Annotated in this window: 22 protein-coding genes and 1 pseudogene; 14 read left to right on the forward strand and 9 right to left on the reverse strand. The window is 70.5% G+C overall.

The window, feature by feature from the left end:
• The first annotated feature begins 4 nt into the window (after positions 1 to 4).
• Complete coding sequence (locus FM051_RS05080) at positions 5 to 2,146, forward strand: putative bifunctional diguanylate cyclase/phosphodiesterase (RefSeq protein ID WP_158841182.1); 2,142 nt, start codon at positions 5 to 7, stop codon at positions 2,144 to 2,146.
• 178 nt (positions 2,147 to 2,324) lie between these two features.
• On the opposite strand, the gene FM051_RS05085 is transcribed toward FM051_RS05080, so the two are convergent.
• On the reverse strand, positions 2,325 to 2,981 hold the full coding sequence (locus FM051_RS05085) for a thiaminase II/PqqC family protein (protein ID WP_158841184.1): 657 nt from the start codon (positions 2,979 to 2,981) through the stop codon (positions 2,325 to 2,327).
• Between the two features lie 230 nt (positions 2,982 to 3,211).
• Here FM051_RS05085 and FM051_RS05090 point away from each other — a divergent pair, with 230 nt between their 5' ends.
• Complete coding sequence (locus FM051_RS05090; protein ID WP_238412141.1) at positions 3,212 to 5,341, forward strand: diguanylate cyclase; 2,130 nt, start codon at positions 3,212 to 3,214, stop codon at positions 5,339 to 5,341.
• A gap of 159 nt (positions 5,342 to 5,500) precedes the next feature.
• The gene (locus FM051_RS05095) at positions 5,501 to 6,694 is read left to right on the forward strand and encodes an esterase-like activity of phytase family protein (RefSeq protein WP_158841186.1); all 1,194 of its coding nucleotides are present in this window, start codon (positions 5,501 to 5,503) and stop codon (positions 6,692 to 6,694) included.
• 1 nt (position 6,695) lies between these two features.
• On the opposite strand, the gene FM051_RS50395 is transcribed toward FM051_RS05095, so the two are convergent.
• On the reverse strand, positions 6,696 to 6,854 hold the full coding sequence (locus FM051_RS50395) for a hypothetical protein (RefSeq protein WP_202918687.1): 159 nt from the start codon (positions 6,852 to 6,854) through the stop codon (positions 6,696 to 6,698).
• 29 nt (positions 6,855 to 6,883) lie between these two features.
• Between FM051_RS50395 and FM051_RS05105 the strand changes: the two are divergent.
• Both FM051_RS05105 and FM051_RS05110 read left to right on the forward strand, forming a co-directional pair.
• Positions 6,884 to 7,234: pseudogene (locus FM051_RS05105) on the forward strand (NADPH-dependent FMN reductase family protein); the annotation flags it as partial.
• Positions 7,234 to 8,541, forward strand: coding sequence for a serine hydrolase (locus tag FM051_RS05110; RefSeq protein WP_238412143.1), 1,308 nt, complete (start codon positions 7,234 to 7,236; stop codon positions 8,539 to 8,541). The pseudogene FM051_RS05105 and the gene FM051_RS05110, both read left to right, overlap by 1 nt.
• A gap of 20 nt (positions 8,542 to 8,561) precedes the next feature.
• Here the strand turns inward: FM051_RS05110 and FM051_RS05120 are convergent, their stop codons facing one another.
• Positions 8,562 to 9,014 (reverse strand): helix-turn-helix domain-containing protein, encoded by a 453-nt coding sequence (locus FM051_RS05120; RefSeq protein ID WP_158841190.1) that lies wholly within the window; start codon positions 9,012 to 9,014, stop codon positions 8,562 to 8,564.
• A 62-nt stretch (positions 9,015 to 9,076) separates the two neighbouring features.
• On the opposite strand from FM051_RS05120, the gene FM051_RS05125 reads away from it, so the two are divergent.
• The 5 genes from FM051_RS05125 (at position 9,077) to FM051_RS05145 (ending at position 14,799) form a co-directional block, all read left to right on the forward strand.
• A complete protein-coding gene (locus FM051_RS05125) occupies positions 9,077 to 10,276 on the forward strand; it encodes an MFS transporter (protein ID WP_158841192.1) in 1,200 nt (399 codons plus the stop codon).
• Between the two features lie 71 nt (positions 10,277 to 10,347).
• Complete coding sequence (locus FM051_RS05130) at positions 10,348 to 11,424, forward strand: hypothetical protein (protein ID WP_158841194.1); 1,077 nt, start codon at positions 10,348 to 10,350, stop codon at positions 11,422 to 11,424.
• Positions 11,424 to 12,575: a toxic anion resistance protein gene (locus FM051_RS05135; protein WP_158841196.1), complete on the forward strand. Its 1,152-nt coding sequence runs from the start codon at positions 11,424 to 11,426 to the stop codon at positions 12,573 to 12,575. The genes FM051_RS05130 and FM051_RS05135 overlap by 1 nt, the downstream gene beginning before the upstream one ends.
• Complete coding sequence (locus tag FM051_RS05140) at positions 12,572 to 14,200, forward strand: substrate-binding domain-containing protein (protein ID WP_158841198.1); 1,629 nt, start codon at positions 12,572 to 12,574, stop codon at positions 14,198 to 14,200. The genes FM051_RS05135 and FM051_RS05140 overlap by 4 nt, the downstream gene beginning before the upstream one ends.
• Complete coding sequence (locus FM051_RS05145; RefSeq protein ID WP_158841200.1) at positions 14,197 to 14,799, forward strand: hypothetical protein; 603 nt, start codon at positions 14,197 to 14,199, stop codon at positions 14,797 to 14,799. The genes FM051_RS05140 and FM051_RS05145 overlap by 4 nt, the downstream gene beginning before the upstream one ends.
• An 18-nt stretch (positions 14,800 to 14,817) precedes the next feature.
• On the opposite strand, the gene FM051_RS05150 is transcribed toward FM051_RS05145, so the two are convergent.
• Complete coding sequence (locus FM051_RS05150; protein WP_158841202.1) at positions 14,818 to 15,642, reverse strand: SDR family oxidoreductase; 825 nt, start codon at positions 15,640 to 15,642, stop codon at positions 14,818 to 14,820.
• A gap of 95 nt (positions 15,643 to 15,737) precedes the next feature.
• Between FM051_RS05150 and FM051_RS05155 the strand changes: the two genes are divergently transcribed.
• From FM051_RS05155 to FM051_RS05165, 3 genes are all read left to right on the forward strand, one after another.
• Positions 15,738 to 16,358, forward strand: a complete 621-nt coding sequence (locus FM051_RS05155; RefSeq protein WP_158841204.1) for a TetR family transcriptional regulator — start codon at positions 15,738 to 15,740, stop codon at positions 16,356 to 16,358.
• 75 nt (positions 16,359 to 16,433) lie between these two features.
• Positions 16,434 to 17,267, forward strand: coding sequence for an SDR family NAD(P)-dependent oxidoreductase (locus FM051_RS05160; protein ID WP_158841206.1), 834 nt, complete (start codon positions 16,434 to 16,436; stop codon positions 17,265 to 17,267).
• A gap of 21 nt (positions 17,268 to 17,288) precedes the next feature.
• Entirely contained in the window at positions 17,289 to 17,630 is a 342-nt protein-coding gene (locus tag FM051_RS05165) for a DUF3995 domain-containing protein (RefSeq protein WP_274383475.1), read from the forward strand.
• Between the two features lie 20 nt (positions 17,631 to 17,650).
• On the opposite strand, the gene FM051_RS05170 is transcribed toward FM051_RS05165, so the two are convergent.
• Together FM051_RS05170 and FM051_RS05175 are read right to left on the reverse strand one after the other, a co-directional pair.
• A complete protein-coding gene (locus FM051_RS05170) occupies positions 17,651 to 17,833 on the reverse strand; it encodes a PIG-L family deacetylase (RefSeq protein ID WP_158841210.1) in 183 nt (60 codons plus the stop codon).
• Positions 17,834 to 17,905: 72 nt separating this feature from the next.
• The gene (locus tag FM051_RS05175; protein ID WP_158841212.1) at positions 17,906 to 19,075 is read right to left on the reverse strand and encodes an endo-1,4-beta-xylanase; all 1,170 of its coding nucleotides are present in this window, start codon (positions 19,073 to 19,075) and stop codon (positions 17,906 to 17,908) included.
• Positions 19,076 to 19,327: 252 nt separating this feature from the next.
• Here FM051_RS05175 and FM051_RS05180 point away from each other — a divergent pair, with 252 nt between their 5' ends.
• Entirely contained in the window at positions 19,328 to 20,041 is a 714-nt protein-coding gene (locus FM051_RS05180) for a lytic polysaccharide monooxygenase auxiliary activity family 9 protein (protein ID WP_238412145.1), read from the forward strand.
• 64 nt (positions 20,042 to 20,105) lie between these two features.
• Here FM051_RS05180 and FM051_RS05185 read toward each other — a convergent pair whose 3' ends face one another.
• From FM051_RS05185 to FM051_RS05195, 3 genes are read right to left on the reverse strand one after another with little or no spacing between them, the layout of a single operon-like run.
• On the reverse strand, positions 20,106 to 21,158 hold the full coding sequence (locus FM051_RS05185) for a pectate lyase family protein (protein ID WP_158841214.1): 1,053 nt from the start codon (positions 21,156 to 21,158) through the stop codon (positions 20,106 to 20,108).
• Entirely contained in the window at positions 21,155 to 22,147 is a 993-nt protein-coding gene (locus FM051_RS05190; RefSeq protein WP_158841216.1) for a pectate lyase family protein, read from the reverse strand. The genes FM051_RS05185 and FM051_RS05190 overlap by 4 nt, the downstream gene beginning before the upstream one ends.
• A gap of 15 nt (positions 22,148 to 22,162) precedes the next feature.
• A complete protein-coding gene (locus FM051_RS05195; RefSeq protein WP_158841218.1) occupies positions 22,163 to 23,152 on the reverse strand; it encodes a pectate lyase family protein in 990 nt (329 codons plus the stop codon).
• Position 23,153 lies beyond the last annotated feature (1 nt).

Raw genomic sequence — 23,153 nt, forward strand, 5'->3', positions numbered from 1 at the left:
GGGCGTGGCTCGTCCAACCCGCGCCGTGGTGGACGACGCGCTGTCGGCGCCCGGTCACGCCGGGCTGTGCCGGATCAGACGGTTGACCGAGGCCTTCGCCTGGCTCAGCGGTGTCGCGTTCGCGTTGCAGCTGCTCTTCGTCGGCACCGGGCACGCCCGCTTCCTGCCTGCCCTCCTGGTGCCGGTCGTGCTGGCGTCGTGGTGGCTGCGCCCGAAGCGGGACACCTGGCTGGTCGCGTTGGTGGAAGGCGTGATCGCCCACGGCGCGGTGTTCGTGCTGCCGTCCCCGCAGCCCGTCATCAGCTTCCTGTTCGCGGTGACCGTGCGGCGCGCGTTGCGCGGCGACTCCGAACGGTTCCCGCTCAAGTCGGTGCCCGCGCTGCTGGGGTACCTGCTCGGGTTCGGAGTGTGGATCACGGTCGAGCCCGTCGCGGTGACCGGTCCGCTCGTCGCGTCCGTCCTGATGCCGTTGGTGGGGCTCGTGGTCGGCGCGATGGCGTTGCACGAGACCGTGCGCTCGGCGCGGCTCGTGGAGGACGCGCACCGCACCGTCGAGGCGGTGGTGCGGGCCAGCCCGATCGGCCTCGTGCTGCTCGACGCCGACGGCGCGCCCCGACTGCACAACGACCGGGCGCGGGAGCTGTTGGCGTGGCCGGCGGGCGAGCCGGGGCGGGTGCCGTGCCCGCACGGCCCGGACATCTCGCGCTGCGACCACGGCTGCCGTTCCGCCGACGACGCGGTGGAGGTCGGCGTCACCCGCGCGGACGGCTCGACCGGCGTGCTGGCGGTGCACGCCGTGCCGGTCGAGCACGTCTCCGAACAGCACACCGTCGTCACCGCGCTGGACGTGAGCAAACGCCGGGAGTGGGAGGACGCGTTGCGCACCCGCGCCGAGCGGGACGAGCTGACCGGGCTCGCCGGGCGCACCCACTTCCTGCACCTGGTGGACCAGGCGCTGCCGGCCGGTGAGGCGGTCGGCCTGCTGGTGATGGACCTCGACGGGTTCAAGGAGGTCAACGACGCCGAGGGGCACGAGGCAGGCGACTGGTACCTGGTGTCGGCGGCCGAGCGGATCAGCCGGGCCGTCGGACCCGTGGCCACCGCCGCGCGGCTCGGCGGCGACGAGTTCGCCGTCCTCGCGCCCGGTCACGACGTGCGCGAAGCGGCGCGGCTGGCCACCCGCATCCTGTCCGAGCTGGCGCGGCCGTTGACCGGGCTGGGGCACGAGACGGTGATCCGGGCCAGCATCGGCATCGCGGTGTCGTCACCCGGTGCCGGTACGGCGGACCTGCTGCGTGACGCGGACACCGCGATGTACGTGGCGAAGCGGGAGGGCGGCGGGCGCATCCGGCTGTTCCGGCCGGAGATGGGGGAGCAGGTGCTGGCCCGGCAGCGGGACAAGGCCGACCTGCGCACGGCCGTGTCCGACGGGCAGCTGGTGCTGCACTACCAGCCGATCGTGGACCTCGCGACGTCGGAGGTGGCGGGCGCGGAGGCGTTGGTGCGGTGGCAGCGTCCGGGGCACGGGCTGCTCGGACCCGGTGAGTTCATCGGGCTGGCCGAGGAGACCGGGCTGATCGTGCCGCTGGGCAACAAGGTGCTGGCCGGTGCGTGCGAACAGGCCATGCGGTGGCGTGAGCAGGGGCGTGCGCTCGGGGTGACGGTGAACGTGTCGACGCGGCAGCTGTCCGCGCCCGCGTTCCTGCCGTCGTTGGACCGGGTGTTGAAGACGACCGGGCTGCCGCCGGAGCGGTTGACGATCGAGGTGACCGAGTCGGTGTGGGCCGACGGCGCGGCGATGCGCGGGCTGATGGAGGTGCGGGAGACCGGGGTGCGGGTCGCGTTGGACGATTTCGGCACCGGGTACTCGTCGTTGAGCTACCTGCAGCGGTACCCGTTCGACGTGGTGAAGATCGACAAGTCGTTCACCGGCGCCCTCTCCGAGACCGGCCGCACGGCGGGCGTCGTGCGCTGCATCATCGACCTGGCGGAGGTGCTGGGCGCGCACGCCGTGGCCGAGGGCATCGAGACGCAGGCCCAGGCCGACTGGCTGCGCAACGCCGGCTGCGCCTACGCCCAGGGCTACCTGTTCGGCCGCCCCGACCTGCCCGAGAACTGGAACGCCCACCCCTCCGTCCCCCACTAGCGCGAGAGTCGAACCTCCAGGTCCGGTGTGTCGAACGCTCACGTACCCCGAGTTCAACGCTCAGGATGCGTGAGGTGAACGATCAGGGGTACCTGAACGTAGAACTCAGTGGTCCTGGAGGTTCGACTCTCGCGACCCGAAGGTTCGACTCACGAGACCTGGAGGTTCGACTCTCGGGTTAGGGGAGGTCGGCGAGTGTGTTCCAGAACATCAGTTCGTAGGAGTGCAGGAGGAGCGCGGCGGGCAGCGCCCCGGACGGCTCCCAGCCGGTCGCGAGTACCTGGTCAAGCGCACGCAGCCCGAGGGCGTCCAACTCCGGCGCGGGCTCGGCGAAGAAGTCGAAGAACGCACAGCCGGCGTCGTCGAAATCGTAGTGCTCACGCAGCGCGGCGGCGATCGCCGCGCAATAGCCGCCCCATTCCGCGAAGTTCGCCAGAATCGCGAGGAGCGCGTCATGCGGATTTCCGTCCAACGCCAGCCTGGCCACGTACGACGGATATGCCTGGCACCCCGGCAACGGCCGGTGCGCGGCCACGTCATCCGGGGTCAGACCGCACGCGGCGGCGAAATCGGACAACTTGCCCAACGCCAGTCCTTCGCCTCCCGCGACCGCCGCGAAGAACTCGCGCTGCGCCGGTTCGGTCGACTGGGCGGCCAACGTGAGGAACGCTCGCCAATCGCTCCGGACGATGCGGTGCTCCTCGGCCGCCAACACCTTCAACGTGGCCGGTGGCGCCTCGCCGCGGGCGATCGACGGCACCAGCCGGTTCGCACCCCCGTCGCCCCTCAGCTCGTCCCGGACCCGCTCCAGCAGGCCTGCCGCGTTCTCCGCCATCGCCACCCCTCATCCGGGCCGTCCCGTCATCGTCGACAGGCATGACAAATATGCACCCTATCGACGCGTCCGAGCGCGTGCGGATGCGCGTGCGGCACGGTTTCGCGGATGAAGACTCGGCAACAGGGATTGACGCGGACTCCCCGGTGCCGGTCTCATGGCTCCGCCTTGCCGAACACCAGTGTTGTCGCCAGTGTCGTCGTCGTGGGTCGCAGTAGGGAGAGCGGGGATTGCGCGTCGCCGGAGTCACGTCGGTCGAAAACCGCGGAATCCCGATCGAAAAGCAGCACCACCTGTGGATCGGTTACCTGGTTTTCGGCTTGTTGTCGATCGTCGTCTACTACGCCCTGCCGATCTTCGTCGGCACGGTCCCGCTGCGCGTGGTCGTCTACTGCGCGGTGAGCACGTCCGCGGCCCTCGCCGTGTGGTGGGGTGTCCGCCGCAACAAGCCCGACCCCCGCGCGCCGTGGACCGTGCTCGGGGTGGGCCAACTGATCGCCGCCCTGGCCGACACCACGTTCTACGCCTCGCACTACGTGCTGAACGAGACGAACTACCCGTCGCTCGCGGACGTCTTCTACCTCGGCCACTACCCGCTCGTCGTGGTCGGGCTGCTCATGCTGATCCGGCAACGCCGCGCGGCCCGCGACCTGCCGAGCCTGCTCGACGCGGCCTCGCTCACCGTGGTCGCGGGCCTGCTGTCGTGGGTGTTCGTGATCGGCCCGCAGACGCGCCTGGGCACGCCGATGCTGGTCGAGATGACGTCGCTGGCGTACCCGTCGATGGACCTGGTGCTGCTGCTGGTCTCGCTGCGGCTGCTGTTCGGCGGCGGCCGGCGTGACGTGTCGTTCATGCTGCTCACCTTCTGGCTGGCCGCGACCCTCGCCGCCGACACGGTGTACGTGCTGCAACGCCTCAGCGTCAGCTACGCGGCGGGCAACTTCCTGGACGCGGTCTGGCTGACCGGCAACCTGGCGCTGGGCGCGTGCGCCCTGCACCCGTCGATGGGGCGGATCGCGCAGGCGGTCGACGTGCCCGCGCTGCGGCTGAGCTGGCCACGGCTGGGGTTCCTGTCGGCGGGTGCGCTGATCGGACCGGTGATGCTGGTGGTGCAGCACGCGCACGGCGTGCGCCGGGACGTGCCGGTGATCGCGGCGGGGTGCGCGGTGCTGTTCGCGTTGACCGCGACCCGGCTCGCGGGCCTGATCGTGGACCAGCGCAGCCTCGCCATCACCGACAGCCTCACCGGGCTGCGCAGCCGCCGGTACTTCGAGGCGCGGTTGGCGGACGAGGTGGCGCGGGCCCGGCGCGCCGGCAGGCCGTTGGGCGTGGTGATCCTCGACGTCGACCGCTTCAAGTCGATCAACGACAGGTTCGGGCACCCGGCGGGCGACCGGGTGCTGGTCGAGGTGGCGAACCGGCTGCGCGCCGTCGCCGGGCCGGACCGCGTGCTCGCGCGGTACGGCGGGGAGGAGTTCGCGCTGATCGCGACCGGTGTGGACGCCGAAAACCTGCACCGGTTGGCCGAACGGCTGAGGCACGGTGTCGCACACCATCCGATCGCCGTGAGTGGTCGGCGTTCGATGACGGTTACGCTCTCGGCCGGCACCGCCGCGTTCGCGCCGCACTACGGCACCGCGTCCGCGTTGGTGTCGGCGGCTGACCGCGCGCTGTACCTGGCCAAGGACCTTGGCCGTGACCGCGCGGTCGCCGGTGGCACATCGCTCACCGAACACCGGGAGGACGTCGCGGTGGACTACCTGAACCAGGTCGCGGACCTGGTCGACCTGCGCGTGGCGAGTCCCGGGCGCAGCCTGGCCATCGCCGAGTGGGCGCGGACCGTCGCCGAGCACCTGAAGCGCGACCCGGGCGAGATCCGCACCGCGCACCGCGCGGGACGGCTGCTGGACGTCGGCATGATCGTGCTGCCGGACGACCTGCTCACCGAATCCGGTCCGCTCACCGACCAGCAGTGGCACCTCCTGCAGGAGCACCCGGACAGCGGCGCTCGGATGGTCCGCGTGCTGCCCGACCACGGCGAGGTGGCGGAAGTGATCCGCCAGCACCACGAGCGCTGGGACGGCGCCGGCTACCCGGCCGGCCTCACCAGGGAGAACATCCGGATCGAGGCGCGGATCCTGTCCGTGTGCGACGCGTGGGCGGCGATGCGCGCCGACCGCCCGCACCGGCGGGCGTTGACGCACGAGCAGGCGGTGCGCGAACTGCGGTCCGGACGCGGCGCCCGGTTCGACCCCGCTCTGGTGGACGCGTTCCTGACGTTGCTGGACAAGCGGGCCGTCGGCGACCTGACGGCCGGTCCCGGTTCGCCCGTGTCGCGCGAGAGCAGCCGCCTGTCCTGACGCCCGACCGGCCGAGTCGAGGCGTGTGCGAACCGATCTGCACGGATCACTGCGGTCCACCGGACGTGACCTCGCAAGACACCGGATGTTCACCGGCCGCTCCTAGCGTTCCGCGCACCGCGTGCCCCGAGAGGGCGCGCCACGGCAGAACGGAACGCTATGAGGAGACCGCTGGTCATCGGACTGTCCGCGCTCGTCCTGGCATCGGTGGCGGTGCCGGGGTCGGCCGAGCCCACCGGCCGCCACGACTTCGGGCGCGCCACGCTGACCGGGTTCGCCGCGCTGCCCGCCGCGACGTTCGTGCCGGCCAGCGAGCCGTCCGGCGCGGCGCTCGGCACGGCCCCGGTCAACGGGATCGTGCCGCCGTTCGCCGACCAGCCGGTGCAGGGTTTCAGCGGTGTGCTGCGCAACGCCGACGGCACGTTCGACGTGTTGTCCGACAACGGCTTCGGCACCAAGGCCAACAGCGCCGACTTCACCCTGCGCGTGCACCGGATCGGCCCGGACTTCACCACCGGCGCGGTGGACGTGGTCGGCGGCGTCACGCTGACCGACCCGAACGGGCACGTGCCGTTCCCGCTGACCCGACCCGACCGGGTGCTGACCGGCGCGGACTTCGACGTGGAGTCGATCGTGCGCGCCAACGACGGCAGCTACTGGATGGGCGACGAGTTCGGCCCGTACCTGCTGCACTTCGACCGCGCGGGTCGACTGCTCGCCCCGCCCGTGCCGCTGCCCGGCGTCTTCGCCCCGGAGAACCCGGCGGGCACGCCGAACCTCGGCGGCAGCAAGGGGTACGAGGGCCTGGCGCTGTCCGTCGACGGCCGCACGCTGGACGCCCTGCTGGAGGGCACGGTCGCCGGTGACCAGCCCGGCACCCTGCGGCTCAACGAGTTCGACCTGGAGCGCGGCCGGTACACCGGCGCCCACTGGACCTACCAGCTGGACAAGCCGGAGCACGCGATCGGCGACGCGATCACCGTGGACCGCAACCGGCTGCTGGTGATCGAACGGGACGGCGCGCAGGGCGTGGACGCCCGCGTCAAGCGCGTCTACCTGGCCGACAAGCGGGACCGCGACCACGACGGCAAGCTGGACAAGACCCTCGTGGCCGACCTGCTCGACATCGCCAACCCCCGCAAGGTCGGCGGCTTCGGCGAGACCTTCACCTTCCCGTTCACCACGATCGAGGACGTGGTGATCCTGGACGACCGCACCATCGGCGTGCTCAACGACAACAACTTCCCGTCCTCGTCGGGCCGCACACCGGGCAAACCGGACAACAACGAGTTCATCACCCTGCGCCTGGGCGACGACCTCGACGCCGACCCGCGCGTCCTGCGCCGGCGGTAGCTCAGGCCCTCCAGGACCGCTGGTCCTCGGCGACCTGGCGGAACAGCCGCTTGAACTCGCCGAACGCGTCCTCGCCGACGCGTTCGGCGAGGCGCTGCTCGATGGCGGCCACGATCGCGTCGGACCGGTCCATCTGGGCGCGCCCGCGCTCGGTCGGCACGACGAGCTTCGCCCGCCGGCACGCCGACCCGGTTCGGCAACGTCGCCTCGCAGCTCAAGCAGTTCCTCGACACGCTCGGCGGCGTGTGGCAGCAGGGGCTGCTGGCGGACAAGGTCTACAGCGGCTTCACCTCGACCGGCACGCTGCACGGCGGTCACGAGTCGACGTTGCCGGCGCTGACGAACACGTTCCACCACTTCGGCGGCATCGTGGTGGCACCCGGCTACACGCACCCGGACAAGTTCGCCGACGGCAACCCGTACGGCACCTCGCACCACGACGCGGGAGGCACCGCGCCCGTGGACGACACCGTGCGCGCCGCGGCCCGTGTGCAGGCCGAGCGTGTGGTCCGGTTCGCCCGCGCGGTCGCGGCCGCGTGATGGCCGTCGAAGGTGCGGTCGCGCCCGGTTTCGAGGCTGTGCGCGACGAGTTCGCGGCGGTGGTCGCCGCCGAGCCGGGTCTCGGCGCCCAGCTCGCCGTGCACCACCACGGACGTCGGGTGGTCGACCTGTGGGCGGGGCTGGAAGAGGACGCGTTGCTCGCGCTGTACTCGTCCGGCAAGGGCGCGGCGTACCTCGTGGTCGCGCTGCTGGTGCAGGACGGCGTGCTGGACCTGGACCGCGCGGTGGCGTCGTACTGGCCCGAGTTCGCGGCCGGTGGCAAGGAACGGCTGACGTTGCGGGACCTGCTCGCGCACCGTGCCGGGCTCGTCGGCGTGCCGGGCGGGTTCGGCGCGGCGGAGTCGGCGGACGACCGGCTGCTCGCCGAGCGGTTGGCCGGTGAACGTCCGTTGTGGACGGACGGGTACGGCTACCACGCCTTCGTGATCGGCGCGCTGACGGGTGAGGTGGTGCGTCGGGTGACCGGGCGGACGTTGCAGGAGGTGTACGAGGAGCGCGTGCGGTCGCCGTACGGCCTGGACTTCTACCTCGGGCTGCCGGAGGAGCTGGAGCCCCGTTACGCGCCGGTGCAGCCGATGGTCTCCCCGCCGTCGGAGGTGCCGAAGGGACTCACGGCTCTCGCGTTCAACACGCCGTTGGACCTGGTCGAGTTCGCCAACAGGCGGGAGGTGCGTGCTTTGGGGCAGGCGTCGGCGGCCGGTGTCGGCAACGCGCGGGTTGGCCGGGATGTACGCGGCGGTGATCAGCTCCGTGGACGGGCGGGGGCCGTTGCTCAAGCCGGACGTGCTCGCGGAGTTCACCCGACGCCACTGCGCCGGCGTCGATCTGGTGACGGGGGAGCGGGACCACTTCCTGCTCGGCTTCGAGGCGCAGGGCGTGCGGTACCCGGTGCTGGGCGCGGACGCGTTCGGGCACAGCGGTGCGGTCGGCGCGCAGGCGTTCGCCGATCCACGCAGCGGGATCGCCTACAGCTACACCCGACGCCGGTTCGTCGCGGGCGGTGGCGGTGGTGCGCCGGAGAACCACCGGCTGGTGGCGGCAGTGTTGCGCGCGGCGGGCTGACGGCACCTGCGGGGAACCGGTCGACATCCACGCCGTCGTCAGTAGAGTCGACGTGTAGATCACCAGCGGAGGATGCGATGAAGCGCAACATCACCTGCCCCTGTGGAGCGCAGATCACCGGCCAGGACGAGGACGACCTGGTGGTGAAGACCCAGCAGCACCTGAAGGAGAACCACCCGGGGCACGACTACTCCCGTGACGAGATCCTCTTCATGGCCTACTGAACGTCTACGGCCCGGCACGCCTACGGCCCGGCCTTGCCGGTGTTCGGGTGCAGGCTGATGAGCAGCAGGGCGTCGAGCAGCCGCAGCCAGTCGGGTTCGGTGAGGTCGCGGTCGGTGAGGCCGGACAGGCGGGCCAGGACGTCCAGCAGTCGGCCGGCCAGCTCGGTCGTGTCCTGACCGGTGGCCTCCGCCAGCACGCGCACGTCGCGGCGGAACCTCGACGTGCGGCCCAGGCGGACCAGCGCGGCGGGTAGTTCGGTGGGCGCCGTGTCGGTGTCGGTGAAGCCGATGGTCAGGCGGGTGCCCAGCGCCTCGGCGAGCCGGGTGAGCGCGTCGGTGGTCGGGTTGCCCCGGCCGTTCTCCAGGTTGGCCACGTACGGCACCGAGAGGCCCGCGTCGGCGGCGACGGCGGCCACCGTGCGTCCGCTCGCGGCACGCAGGGCTCGGAGCCGTTGACCCAGTTCGTGTCCCACACGACCAATCTTGTCAGAACACTAGCCGGTGTGACTATCTTGTAGAGATAGTCACACCGGGGGTGGGTCGTGTGCTGACGGCGTTGCGCGTGGGGGATTTCCGGCTGCTCTGGGCGGCACGGACGGTCAGCGTGTTCGGCACCTGGCTGCTCGTGGTGGCCGTGCCCGCGCACGTCTTCCGGCTCACCGGCTCGCTGATGGCGACGGGTGTGGCGCTGGCGGCGGAGTTCCTGCCGCCGGTGCTGCTCGGGCCGGTCGCGGGAGTGCTGGTCGACCGGTGGGACCGGCGGCGGGTGATGCTGGCGGCCGACGTGCTGCGCGCAGCCGCCGTCGCCTTGCTGCTGCTCGCACGGGATCCCGGCGACCTCTGGCTCGTCTACGTCGCGCTGGTGATCGAGAGCACCGGCACGGTGGTGTTCCGACCGGCCGCCCAAGCGCACACACCGGTCGTCGTCGGCACCGGCACGGCGTTGAGCGGCGCGAACGCCCTGAACTCCCTCAGCGACGGCGTGGCCCGGCTCGTCGGCGCACCACTGGGCGGCGCCCTGATGATCCTGGTGGGCTTCCACGCGCTGGTGCTGGCGGACGTCGTCAGCTACCTGGTCTCGGCCGGCCTGATCGCGTTGATGTCCAAGCGCCCACGCGGCAACAAGACGGGCGGCGTGGGCAGGGAACTGGCCGAAGGGCTCGCGTTCCTCCGGTCGGAACGAACAGCTTCATCGCTCCTCGTCGTCAGCACCGTCTTCCTGACCGCGAACGCCTCGCTCAGCGCACTGCTGGTCCCGTTCGGCATCACCACCCTCGGCGGCAGCGCGGCGGTCGGGCTCGTGCTGTCCGGACTGGGTGTCGGATTCCTGCTCGGCGCGCCCCTGAGCCGCTCCCTGGTCGACCGACTGCCCACCGGCCCCCTCCTGGCCGGCGCGCTCGTCGCCACCTCCGCGGGTTCCGTGCTGCTCTTCAGCTCCGGAGAGCTGACCTACGCCCTGCCGACCGCCGTGCTCATCGGCCTGTCCGGTTCCGCGGTCCTGACGGTCACGCAGACGGCCGTCCAACGCGTGACGCCCACCGAAGTGCTGGGGCGGGTCAGCGCGGTGCTGTTCACCGGGGAAGCGGTGGCGACGTTCGTCGGCGCGCTGACCGGCCCGGCGCTCGCCGAGATCACCTCACCGCGCACGGCCGCTCACGTCGCGTGCGCGGTTACGCTGATCGCCGCGGTGTATGCGAGATCGACACCTTCCGTTCACCAATCCTTCGCCCGCTGATCGCCGCTTCGCGCGTCAAACGAGTCGAGCGGGCGAGATGATCAGGGTGAACACGGGGGTGAGCGGGTCCAGTGAAGCGCCGGTTGTCCATCGGCTTGGCCGTGGTGTTGTTGGCCGCCGTCGTCGCGGTGGTCGTGTGGAGCCCTTCGGACGACGCACAGGGCGGCGCGCAAGGTGAGTTGACCACCGTGCGCGGCGTCACCGGGTCCGAGAAGCTGGCCTTCTTCAGCGATCAGCGCGTGGTCGACGCGTTCGCCAGGCACGGCCTGAAGGTCGAGGTGGACACGGCCGGCTCCCGGCAGATCGCCACCTCCCTCGACCTCGGCAAGTACGAGTTCGCGTTCCCGGCGTCCTCGCCCGCCGCGCAGCGGATCCAGCGCGACCGCAAGACGACCGCCGCCTACACGCCGTTCCAGTCGCCGATGGCCGTGGCCACGTTCGAGCCGATCGTGCAGCTGCTGCAAGCGGCCGGCGTGGTGACCAAGGGCGCGGGCGACTACCAGGTGCTCGACGTGGCCAAGTACCTGGAGCTGACCAAGGCGGGCACCCGCTGGGACCAGCTGCCCGGCAACACCGCCTACCCGGCGCGGAAGAACGTCCTCATCACCACGACCAACCCGGGCGAGTCGAACTCCGCCGCGATGTACCTGTCGATCGTGTCGTTCGTGGCCAACGGCAACACCGTGGTCGGCACGCCGGAACAGGAGGCGACCGTCCTGCCCGACGTCGCCAGGCTCTTCCGCGACCAGGGCTACACGCAGAACAGCACCGAGGGCCCGTTCGAGGACTACCTCGCGGCCGGCATGGGCAAGACGCCGCTGGCGCTGATCTACGAGTCCCAGTACCTCGACCGCGTGCTGCGCGCCGACGGCTCGATCCGCCAGGACATGCGCCTGCTCTACCTCGCGCCGACGGTCTACTCCAAGCACACGCTGGTCCCGTTGTCCGACAAGGGCGACCAGGTGGGACGGCTGCTGAGCACCGACCCCGAGCTGGCCAAGCTCGCCGCCACGTTCGGCTTCCGCACCAGCGACCCGCGCGTGTTCGCCGAGGTGGTCGGGGACAAGGCGCCCACCGACCTGGTGGACGCGGTCGAGCCGCCGTCGTTCGAGACGCTGGAACGCCTGCTCGACGCGGTCGCGAAGTGATGGACGACTTCACCCTCACCCCGCCGGAACCGGTGGCCCCGATCCCGGTCGAACGCGCGGCCGGGCTGGTCGCGCTCGGCGACGACGTGCGCGAGGACATCGACCGCCGGGCCGAGCGGTTCGCCGAACGCCTGCAGGCGCTGGACGTCCGGTCACCGGAGTTCACCACCGTGCTGGACGACGTGCTCGCGGTGGGCGAGGCGGACATGCGTGCCGCGGCGGGCGTGGCGGGCGCGATGCTGGACCGCTCGGCCCGCGCGTTGCGCGACAACTCGCCGCAGGTGCAGGTCACCACCTCGCTGTCCGGGCTGCGCCGCACGGTCGCCGAACTGGACCCGAGCAAGCTGCCGATCACCGGCCGCAAGCTGCTGAAGGTCTTCCCCGCCGCCAACGCCGCGAAGAAGGCCCTCGACCGCTACCGCGCCGCGGGTGAGCCGGTGAACGCGCTGGTCGTGGACCTGCGCAACCGGCAGGACCAGCTGCGCCGCGACAACGCCGCCATCAAGGGCGAGCGGGAGCGGCTGTGGCGGGCCATGGGCAAGCTGTCCGAGGCCGCCGCGTTCGCCGAGGCGGTGGACGCGGCGATCGACCGGCAGGCCGACGTGTTCGACCTGACCGACCCGGCAAGAGCACGCGCATTGCGCGCCGACGTGCAGCACCCGATCCGGCAACGCCACCAGGACCTGCTGACCCAGCTCGCGGTCAGCGCGCAGGGCTACCTGGCGCTGGACCTGGTGCGCCGCAACAACGACGAGCTGATCCGGGGCGTGGAACGCGCGGTGTCCACGACCGTGGCCGCGTTGCGCACCGCGCTGCTGGTCAGCGGCGCCCTGGCGAGCCAACGCGAAGTACTGGACGAGGTCGCCGCGTTGCAGGCCACCACGGACGGCCTCATCCGGGCCAACACCGAGTTGCTGGACCTGCAGAGCGCCGAGATCCGCCGGGCGAGCAGCGACCCGGCGGTCGCGGTGGAGACGATCCGCGCGTCGTTCGACCGGATCTACGCGGCGATCGACGCGGTCGACGGCTACCGGGCGGACGCGGTGCGCACGATGGCGGTGACCGTCGAGTCGCTGTCGGACGAGATCCGCCGCGCCGAAGAGCACTTGCGCCGCTCGCACGACGCGGCGGCGGTCGAGGGGGACAGATGAGGACTGCGCTCGTGGGGACGGGGCTCGTGCTCGCCGCGCTGCTGGCCGGGTGCACCGACGACCCGTACCCGGACCCGGCCGCGCCGGTCGGCCCGGCGGAACCAGGCGTGCTGCGGGTGCTCGCGGGCAGCGAGTTGACCGACATGCAGCCGGTGCTGGACGAGGCCGCCAAAGCCACCGGGATCGAGGTGAAGTTCACCTTCACCGGCACCCTGGAGGGCGCGGAGGCGCTGGCGAACGGCGAGGTGGACGGCAAGTACGACGCCGTCTGGTTCTCCTCCAACCGCTACCCGGCGGGCATCCCGGACGCCGCGAAACGACTCGGCAACCAGGTCAAGATCATGAGTTCGCCGGTGGTGCTCGGCCTGTCCGGGGCGTCGGCGAAGCGGTTGGGGTGGGCGGACAAGCGGGTCGGCTGGGGCGAGATCGCCGACCAGGCCGGGCGCAAGGCGTTCAGCTACGGCATGACCGACCCGTCGTCGTCCAACTCCGGCTTCTCCGCGCTGGTGGGTGTCGCGTCCGCGTTGGCCGGTGCGGGCAACGCCGTGGACGCGGGCCAGATCGCCGCGGTGACGCCGCAGCTCAAGAGCTTCTTCAGTGCACAGGCGTTGTCCGCCGGGTCGTCGGGCTGGCTGTCGGAGGCCTACCAGCGCCGGGCATCCGGCCAGGACCCCGGCGCGCAGGTCGACGGGCTGATCAACTACGAGTCGGTGTTGCTGTCCATGAACGCGGCCGGGAACCTGCCCGAACCGCTCACCGTGGTCTACCCCAGCGACGGCGTGGTCACCGCGGACTACCCGTTGACCCTGCTCACCGACGCCGGTAACGACGCGCGTGACGCCCACCAACGGCTCACCGACCACCTGCGCACGCCGGACGTGCAGCGCAAGATCATGGAGACCACGCACCGGCGGCCGGTCGTGCCCGGTGTCGAGCTGGACTCCCGGTTCACCGTGCGGGACCTGGTCGAGCTGCCGTTCCCGGCCGCGCGGGACTCGGTCGACGCCCTGCTCTCGGCCTACTTCAACGAGATCCGGCGGCCGTCGCGGACGTTGTACGTGCTCGACACGTCCGGTTCGATGGCGGGTGACCGGATCGCGTCGCTGCGGTCCGCGCTGGCCGGCCTGACCGGTGCGGACGGCTCGCTCACCGGCCGCTTCCGCCAGTTCCGCAGCCGGGAAGAGGTGACCATGCTGCCGTTCAACACGACTCCCGGCACACCTCGCACGTTCACCCTGCCCGAGGGTGATCCGCAGGCCGGGTTGGCGGAGATCAAGGCGTACGCGGAAGGGCTGCGGGAAGGCGGCGGCACGGCCATCTACGACAGCCTGTCCCGCGCCTACGAGGTGATGGAGCCGTTGGTCGCGGCCGACCCGGACCGGTTCACGTCCATCGTGCTGATGACCGACGGCGAGAACGCGAACGGCTCTGGCCTGGAGGAGTTCCAGGCGTCGTTCGGCTCGGTGCCCGCGTCGTTGCGCCAGATCCCGGTGTTCACCGTGCTGTTCGGCGAGGGCAGCAGCGCGGAACTGGGCCAGGTGGCCACCATGACCGGCGGCAAGGTGTTCGACGCGCGCAACGCGCAGCTGGGCGAGGTGTTCCAGGAGATCCGCGGCTACCAATGATCCGTTACCTGGGCTCGACCAAGAACCTCGTCGGCTGCGTCGGCGGTCTCGTCGGCGTGCTGCTGTACCTGACCGGAGTGGTCGGCGGGATCTGGCCGGTGGTGGTGGCCGGGCTGTACGCGGTGGGCGCGCTGCTCGCGCCGCCGGAGAAGATCCGGCTGGTGCCGGTGGACGCGGTCACCGAGGCCGGACAGCTCCGCGCGGACCTCGACGGCCTGGTGCGCGAGGTGGGCGCGCAGGCGTCCCGCGTGCCCGAACCCGCCGTGGCGGCCGTGGGCCGGATCGCGGCGGTGCTCGGCGACCTCCTCGCCCGACCCGCCGCCCTGGCCGCGAACCCGGACCTGCGGCACACCGTGGTCCGCCTGGCGCGCACCGACCTGCCGCTGTCCGTGCAGACGTACCTGAACCTGCCGTGGTGGTTCGCGGCGAAGCAGCGTGCGGGCGGTGAGCCGAGTCCGGGGGACGAGCTGGTGACGCAGCTGGGGCTGCTGGAGGCCGAGGCGCACCGCCTGGCCGAACGCGTGTACGCGGCGGACGTGAACCAGCAGGCCGACCACACCCGGTACCTGCGGGAACGGGACGCGGGCGAGTCGGCCTGACCGTGCTCCGGGGGTGGCTCAGGCGGGGACGCCCTCGGCCTCGGCGGACACCTCGGCCCACTCCTCCCAGGTCTTGAGCCGCCCGGCGTAGACGTCGTGGATGATCTGGAGGGGGAAGGTGCCGAAGAAGACCCGCAGCGGCGGGTTCTCGGCGTCGACGATCTTCAGCAGCGCCGGGCCCGCGGCGGCGGGGTCGCCCATCGTGACGTTGGCGAACGCGGCGGCCACGGCCTCGCGCACACCGTCGTAGGCGGCCAGCGGCTGGGCCTGGGCCGCGGAGGCGCCCGCCCAGTCGGTGGCGTAACCGCCGGGCTCGACGAGGGTGACCTTGATGCCGAACGCCGCGACCTCTTGCGCCAAGGCCTCGGACAGACCTTCCAGCGCCCACTTCGAGGCGTTGTAGCCGCCCAGGTTGGGGAACGCGGTGACCCCGCCGATGGTGGAGATCTGGACGATGTGGCCGCTGCCCTGGGCGCGCAGGTACGGCAGGACCGCCTGGGTCACCCAGAGGGCGCCGAACAGGTTGGTCTCGAACTGGGCGCGGACGTCGGACTCGCTGAGCTCCTCGACGGCGCCGAACAGGCCGTAGCCCGCGTTGTTGACGACGACGTCCAGCCGCCCGAAGTGCTCATGGGCCTGCTTGACGGACGCGGTCACGGCGGCCTTGTCCGTCACGTCCAGGGCCAGCGGCAGGACCGCGTCGCCGTGGGCGGCGACCAGATCGGCCAGGGAATCGGTGTTGCGGGCGGTCGCCGCGACCTTGTCGCCGCGGGACAGCGCCGCCTCGACGAAGTGACGGCCGAAGCCGCGGGACGAACCGGTGACGAACCAGATCTTGCTCATGCGGTGCTCCCGTTGGTGTTACGAGGTCTACGAGAGCGACGCTACATCATGCTGCGACCAAGTCTCAATATGAGCCCAGCGGTAGACTCCTGGGCATGGCTGACGCACCGAGACCCCACGGACCCGGCACGACGCCGTCGACCCTGCGCGACCGGACAAGACAGGCGATGCGGGCCGAGGTCAGCGCCGTGGCGTTCCGCCTCTTCGCCGAACAGGGCTTCGACAAGACGACCGTCGACCAGATCGCCGCCGAGGCGGGGCTGTCGCGGGCCACCTTCTTCCGGTACTTCGGCACGAAGGAGGACGTCGTCCTCGGCAATCTCGAAGACCTCGGCCGCGAGATCGCCGCGGCGTTCGCCGCACGCCCCGCGGACGAACGGCCCTGGGATTCTCTGCTCCGTGCCTTTGACGTGCTCGCCCAGGTCAATGCCGACGATCCCGACAGGTCCCTGGCGTTCGTGCGGATGCTGAGCGACACCCCGTCCCTCAAGGCCCGCCACTGGGAGAAGCAGCAGGCCTGGCGGGACCTGCTCGTGCCGGAGGTCTCCCGCCGGCTCGGCGCCGACCCGGCCGACGCCGAGGACACCCGTGCCCGCGCGCTCGTCGCCTCCGCGCTCGCCTGCGCGGAAGTCGCCACGGACGCCTGGAAAGCCTGCGATGGCAAGACGCCCTACAGCGTGCTGATCGACCGCACGATGGGCGCTCTGACCGCGTAGTCGGCTCCCGTCACGCAGTCTTCGCCCCACTGACCCGCTGACGGATTTTCCGGCCCCGACCCGGAAGGCACGCGCATGAACCGACAACGGACCGTCTTCGTCACCGGAGCCACCGACGGCCTCGGCCGCGCTCTCGCACACCGACTCGCGGCGGACGGCGCCACCCTGATCCTGCACGGGCGCGACCCCGACAAGCTCGAGGACACCGCGAACGCCATCCAGCAGACTCAGGGCGGACGCCGCCCGCACACCGTCCTCGCGGACCTGAGCGACCTGGCGCAGGTCCGCCGGCTCGCGGCGGACGTGCGCGGCATGACCGACCGGCTCGACGTCTTCGTCAGCAACGCCGGCATCGGCACCGGCCACCCCGACCGACGCACCCGGCAGACGAGTGCCGACGGCTACGAGCTGCGGTTCGCGGTGAACTACCTGGCCGGATTCCTGCTCACGCTGGAACTGCTCGCGCTGTTGCGGAAGTCGGCACCGGCCCGGATCGTCAACGTCGCGTCCCTCGGTCAGCACCCGCTCGACTTCACCGACCTGATGATCGAGCACGGCTACAGCGGCACCCGTGCCTACGGTCAGAGCAAACTGGCCCAGATCATGTCCGGCTTCGAACTCGCCGGCCGCCTGCCCGCCACCGAAGTCACGGTCAACAGCCTGCACCCGGCGACCTTCATGCCCACCAAGATCGTCCTGGACGAGGTCGGCCACCACATCGACAGCCTCGACGAAGGCGTTGCCGCGACATGCCGCCTCGTCGCCGACGATGCCCTCGCCGGAACCACCGGTCGGTTCTTCGACCGAACTCGCGAGACCAAGGCCCACGCCCAGGCATACGACGCCGGGGCGCGTCGCGAACTCTGGCAACGCAGCCTCGAACTCGTCGACCATCCGGGCATCGACTGAAACACGGGCTCCAACGCCGGTGTGACCGGGTTGGGGGTCGGCGCGGCGGTCGCCTCTCGGCGAGTGGTCGATGTGCCGCCCGATAAGCTGCCGTCGCCCGGCATGACGCTCGCGGTGGCGGTTCTCCTCGCACTGGCCGCTTACCTGGTGGTGGGGCGGGCGGACCTGGTCGGCGTGCCCGGCCCGTCGTGGTTGCCGGTCGTGGGGACGGCGGGCGTGGCGGCGGTGCTCCTGCTGCGTGGGGCGGGCGGGTTGGTCGTGTCGTCGCGGAGGTCGACCGAGTTCGCCCGGCTGGACCTGCGCTACTACTCGCCGCTGTGCCTGACGTTGGCGGTCTGCTGCGCGGTGATCGCGTTCGGGTGAAATTTGAGCTCACTATTGCTTCAGTGTTGACTAAACTTCGTCACCGGACGAGCCGTCGATGAACCACTCGCGACCGAGGAGCAAACCGAACACCGGTGGTGGAAGTCGGCGGCGGCGCGGGCGAGGGTGCCGCCGGTCAGCAGCACTTCGTCGTCGGGGTGGGCGTGGTCGGGGTGGGCGTGGAGAGCCACGATGGTCGCCATCGGCCCATGATCCCGAATGGTGATCGGTCCCCGCCCGGTGGTTCGGGCGGGGACCGATGGCTTGCGGTGGGGTTACTTCGCGCAGGCGGGGAGGTGCGGGTGGTGCTGGCCGCGGTCTGCGGAAGCCTTGGCGAGCGTGCACTGGAGGGCGTGGTAGGCGGGCTTGCGGGTGAAGTCCTCCCACATCACGGTCGCGGCGCCCTGTCCGGTGAAGAACACCGGCACCCAGGAGTACTTGTCGGTGAAGCCCCAGATCGTGAAGGAGTTGCAGCCCTTGACGTTCAGGCAGGCGGTGAGGGTCTGGCGGTAGTAGTCGGCCTGCTTGGCGAGCATCTCGGCGGTCGGCACGCCGTCGGCCGGCAGGTCCATCCGCACGTCGAGTTCGGTGATGGCGGTGCCGAGGCCGAGGTCGGCGAACCGCTTCAGGTTCGTCTCCAGGTCGCCGGGGAAGCCGTACCGGGTGCTGAGGTGCGCCTGGGCGGAGAACCCGTGCACCGGCACGCCCTGCGCGCGCAGGTCCTTGATCAGGGTGTAGTAGGCGTTGCTCTTGGCGTTGACGCTCTCCACGTTGTAGTCGTTGAAGAACAGCTTCGCCCTGGGGTCGGCCTGGTGTGCCCAGCGGAAGGCGTCGGCGATGATGCCGGGGCCGAGTTCGCGGATCCAGATGTTGTCGGTGGTGCGCAGGTTGCCGGAGTCGTCGAAGATCTCGTTGGCGACGTCCCACTGTTGGATCCGGCCCTTGTAGCGGCCCACGACGGTGGTGATGTGGTCGCGCAGGATCGCGCGGAGTTCGTCGGCGGTGAAGTCGCCCTGTTCCAGCCACTCCGGGTTCTGGCTGTGCCACAGCAGGGTGTGCCCGCGGACGGCTTGGCGGTTGTGCTGGGCGAACTTCACGATGGCGTCGGCCATGCCGAAGTTGTAGCGGCCCTGCTCGGGGTGGATGTACTCCCACTTCATCTGGTTCTCGGCGGACACCGAGCCGAACTCCGCGGCCAGCACTCCGCGGTACTCGAGGTCCTTGGTGAACGGGTCGGGGTAGGGCTGCTCTTCGTGGTGTCCGCCGCCGGCTGCGGCGGTGCCGATGTAGAAGCCCTTGGGCGCGACCCAGCGGAGGGTGTCCTTCTTGGCGTGGCCGGGCGTCAGGTCACCCGTGGGGGCGGGGGAGGCGGCGGCCGCCAGTGCCAATGGCGAGGACAGCGCCATCGCGGCGAGCGCGGCGGTGACGAGGCGGATCGGCTTCATGGGGATCTTCGCTTTCTGGGACGACTACGACGGCGACGCTCGAAAGTTTCGATAATGATCTAGCAATTTTCGCGACCTTAAGACGCCGCCGTGCGATCGTCAAGGCGGCTTTCCGCTGCGGTGAGGGTCGGCGGCGAATTTCGTCGAACTGCGGTCGAACGCGTGTCGAACGGGAAGTCGTTGTCCGTCGAGACTTCACAATTCCGTACACGGATGGTTACAGTGCGATTTGGGAGCGCTCCCAACCCACCCATGGTCATCTTCAACATGGTCATCCTCAACGAGGAGGAGAGAGTGGCGCTCATATCGATCCCTGCGAACAAGAGCCTGCTCGCCAAGGTCGTCGCGACGCTTGCCGTCGTCGGCGGGCTCATGGCGAGCGTGCTGACCGGCGTCGCGGACGCGCACGGGTCCACCGTCGACCCGCCCTCGCGCAACTACGGCTGCTGGCAGCGGTGGGGCAACGATTTCCAGAACCCGGCGATGGCCCAGCAGGACCCCATGTGCTGGCAGGCCTGGCAGGCCGACACCACGGCGATGTGGAACTGGAACGGCCTGTACCGCGAGGGTGTCGCGGGCAACCACCAAGGTGTGATCCCCAACGGCCAGCTGTGCAGCGGCGGGCGGACCGGCGGCACGCGGTACGCGGCGCTGGACAACCCCGGCCAGTGGAAGGCCGCGACCAAGGCACGGCAGTTCACCCTCGACGTCTGGGACCAGGCCCGGCACGGCGCGGACTACCTCCGGGTGTACGTGTCGAAGCAGGGCTACGACGCGACGACCACGCCGTTGGGCTGGAACCACCTGGACCTGGTCGCGACCACCGGCCGTTACGCGCCGGCGGAGCACTACCAGGTCGCGGTGAACGCGGGCAGCCGCACCGGCCGTCACGTGGTCTACGTGATCTGGCAGGCCAGCCACCTGGACCAGTCGTTCTACTTCTGCAGCGACGTGATCTTCCAGTAGGCCTGTGACACGTGGTCCCGGCTCCCGGATCTTCGGGAGCCGGGACCACGCTGTTCCGGGGCCGTCAGATCTTGCCGGTGCCGGCGCCTTGGGTGACCAGCGTCTTCACGTTGGCCGGGGTGTCGAGGGTGTACTGGTAGTAGGTGCGCGGGTCGGTGACGGTGCCGCCGACGACCGGCTTGCCGCTGTTGACGTACACGTTGTCGCGCTCGACGATGTTGCCCTTCGGTCCGGAGTAGCTGTTGGTCATGGGCTCCTCGACGTTGTCGAAGTAGTTGCCCTCGATCCAGCAGCCGGACTGGGCCTGGCAGGCCGGGCCGGTGTCGCTGTTGTTCAGGAAGTAGTTGTTGAAGATGTGCACCGGGTTGCCGAACCGGGTGCGCGGGTTGCGCTGGGACGTCTTGTTGTAGAAGTTGTGGTGGTAGGTCACCTTCAGGTGGCCGGTGTCCTGCGCGCCGTTGCTGTCGGAGTGCCCGAGCAGCATGTTCTTGGCGTGGTCGTGGACGTGGTTCCACGACACCGTCACGTAGCTGGAGCCGCGTTTGATGTCGATCAGGCCGTCGTAGCCGCGTGACAGGTCGTTGTGGTCGATCCAGACGTGGTGGCTGAACATCTGCACGTTGATCGAGTCGTCGTTGGCGTTGCGGAACACCAGGTTGCGGATGATCACGTTGTGCACGGCGTTGGCCGGGGGAGTTGTCACCTCGCTCACCGGCAGGCCGATGTTCAGACCGCCGCCGGTGATGCCCGACGCCGCGCCGACGCCGACGACCGTCTTGTCCGAGCTGACGTCGTACATGCCGGCGGGCAGGGTGATCATCCCCTGCACGCGCACCACGCGCGGTCCGTCGGCTTTGATCGCGGCGATGAAGTCGGCGGCGTTGGACACGGTGACCTCGGGGCCGCCCGCGCCGCCGGTGGTGCCGTTCTGGCCCAGGGCGTTGACGGCGGCGAAGCCGATCGGCGAGCTTTCCGCAGCGGTTCCGGGTGCAGCGGTTCCGGATGCAGCGGTTCCGGATGCGGTGGTTCCGGGTGCCGCCGTGACGGGTGCGGTGACCGACACGGCCAGGCTCCCGAGCAGTGTCGCGGCGAACGCGACCGCGGCCGTCCTCCTCACGACGTCACCCCCTGAACGCGGCCGACGCCCGCGCCCGCGGTGACGATCCTCGGCACGGAGGCGGGGTCGTCCAGGGTGTAGCCGTAGTACGTGCGCGGTTCCACGACGGTCCCGAGGGTCTCCGGGGTGCCGGAGTTGACGTAGACGTTGTTGCGCTCGACCACGCGGCCCGGTCCGCTCTTGTCGTAGCCGGAGTAGATCGGGTGCGCGACGTTCTCGAAGTAGTTGCCCTCGACCAGGACACCGGCGTCCATGGTGGACGCGACGCCGTAGAGCGCGTTGCCCCGGTAGTAGTTGTTGTAGATGTGCACGGGCTCGGCGAACCGGACGCGCGGGTGGCGCTGGTCGGTGCCGTCGAAGAAGTTGTGGTGGTAGGTGACGCGCAGCTTGCCCTTGTCGGTGGTGTAGGTGTCCGAGTGGCCGAGCAGGGCCGACTTGCTGTGGTCGTGGAAGTGGTTCCAGGACACCGTGACGTAGTCGGAGTTGCGCTTGATGTCGAGCAGGCCGTCGTAGCCGCGCGACAGGTCGCAGTGGTCGATCCACACGTGGTGGGCCGAGTTGGTGACGCTGATCGAGTCGTCCGAGGCGTTGGTGAACCGCAGGTTGCGGATGATCACGTTGTTGCCGGGGCGGGTGGTCGAGCCCAGTTGCAGGCCGCCGCCGGTGATCTCGGCGGTGGAGCCGACCCCGATGATGGTCTTGTTCGCGACCACGGTCACCATGCTGCCGACCGAGATGCGACCGGACACCGAGATGACGTACGGCTCCTTGCGGCCCACGTAGTCGGCGAGGGCGGCGGCGGTCGTGACGGTGACGGCCTGGCCGCCGGCGCCGCCGGTGGTGCCGTTCTGGCCCAGGGCGTTCACCCCGGCGAAGCCGTCGGCGACGTTCAGCGCGTCGACGCTCGCCGATGCGTGACGCGGCACGGCGGCGGCGACCGCGGCGAGTGCCGTGCCGGCGAGCAGGCGACGACGGTTGATGGCGCTCATTCGTGTCCCCCCCGCTCAGATCCGGCCGACGCCGACACCGGCGGGAACCGTGCTCGGCAGCGTCGAGGGGTTGTCGGGGGTGTAGGCGTAGTACGTGCGGGGCTCCACGACCGTCCCGAGGGTCTGCGGGGTGCCCGAGTTGACGAAGACGTTGTTGCGCTGCACCACCCGGCCCGGCCCGCTCGCGTCGTAACCGGAGTAGATCGGGTGCGGGACGTTCTCGAAGTAGTTCGACTCGACCAGCACACCCGCGCTCATCGTCGACGCGACCGCGTAGAGGCGGTTGTTGCGGAAGTAGTTGTTGTAGACGTGGATCGGCTCGCCGAAGCGGACCCGCGGGTGCCGCTGCTCGGTGCCGTTGAAGTAGTTGTGGTGGAACGTGGTGCGCAGCTTGCCGGTGTCCTGGCTCGCGTTGGAGTCGGAGTGGCCCAGCAGCGCGGTCTTGCTGTGGTCGTGGAAGTTGTTCCACGAGACGGTGATGAAGTCCGCGCCCCGGACGATGTCGATCAGCCCGTCCGCGCCGCCGCTGAAGTCGCAGTGGTCGATCCAGATGTGGTGCGACGACTGCTGGATGCTGATCGCGTCGTCGTCCGCGCCGCTGAACTTCAGGTTGCGGATGATCACGTTCTGCCTGCGGTACATGTCCAGTCCGCCGCCGCGGATCTCCGCGCCGGGCAGGCCGATCACGGTCTTGTTGGAGCGCAGGCCCTGCTTGCTGCTGAACGTCATGATCCCGTCGACCTGGATGACGTAGGGCTCGTTGCGGTCGCAGTAGTCCAGGAACGTCTCGGTGTCCCGCACGGTGACCACGGGGCCGGCCACACCGCCGGTGGTGCCGTTCTGGCCCAGGGTGTTGGTGCCGGCGAAGCCGTCGGCGGTCGCGAACGGCGCGGCCCACACCGGTTCGGTCCTGGCCGGGCTCGCGGCAGCGGCACGTGCGGTGACGGCGGTCAGTGCGGTCGCGGCGGCGCCCGCGAAGAGGGTGCGCCTGCTGATGTCGCTCATG

Source organism: Saccharothrix deserti (assembly GCF_009769385.1).
Classification (GTDB): domain Bacteria; phylum Actinomycetota; class Actinomycetes; order Mycobacteriales; family Pseudonocardiaceae; genus Actinosynnema; species Actinosynnema deserti.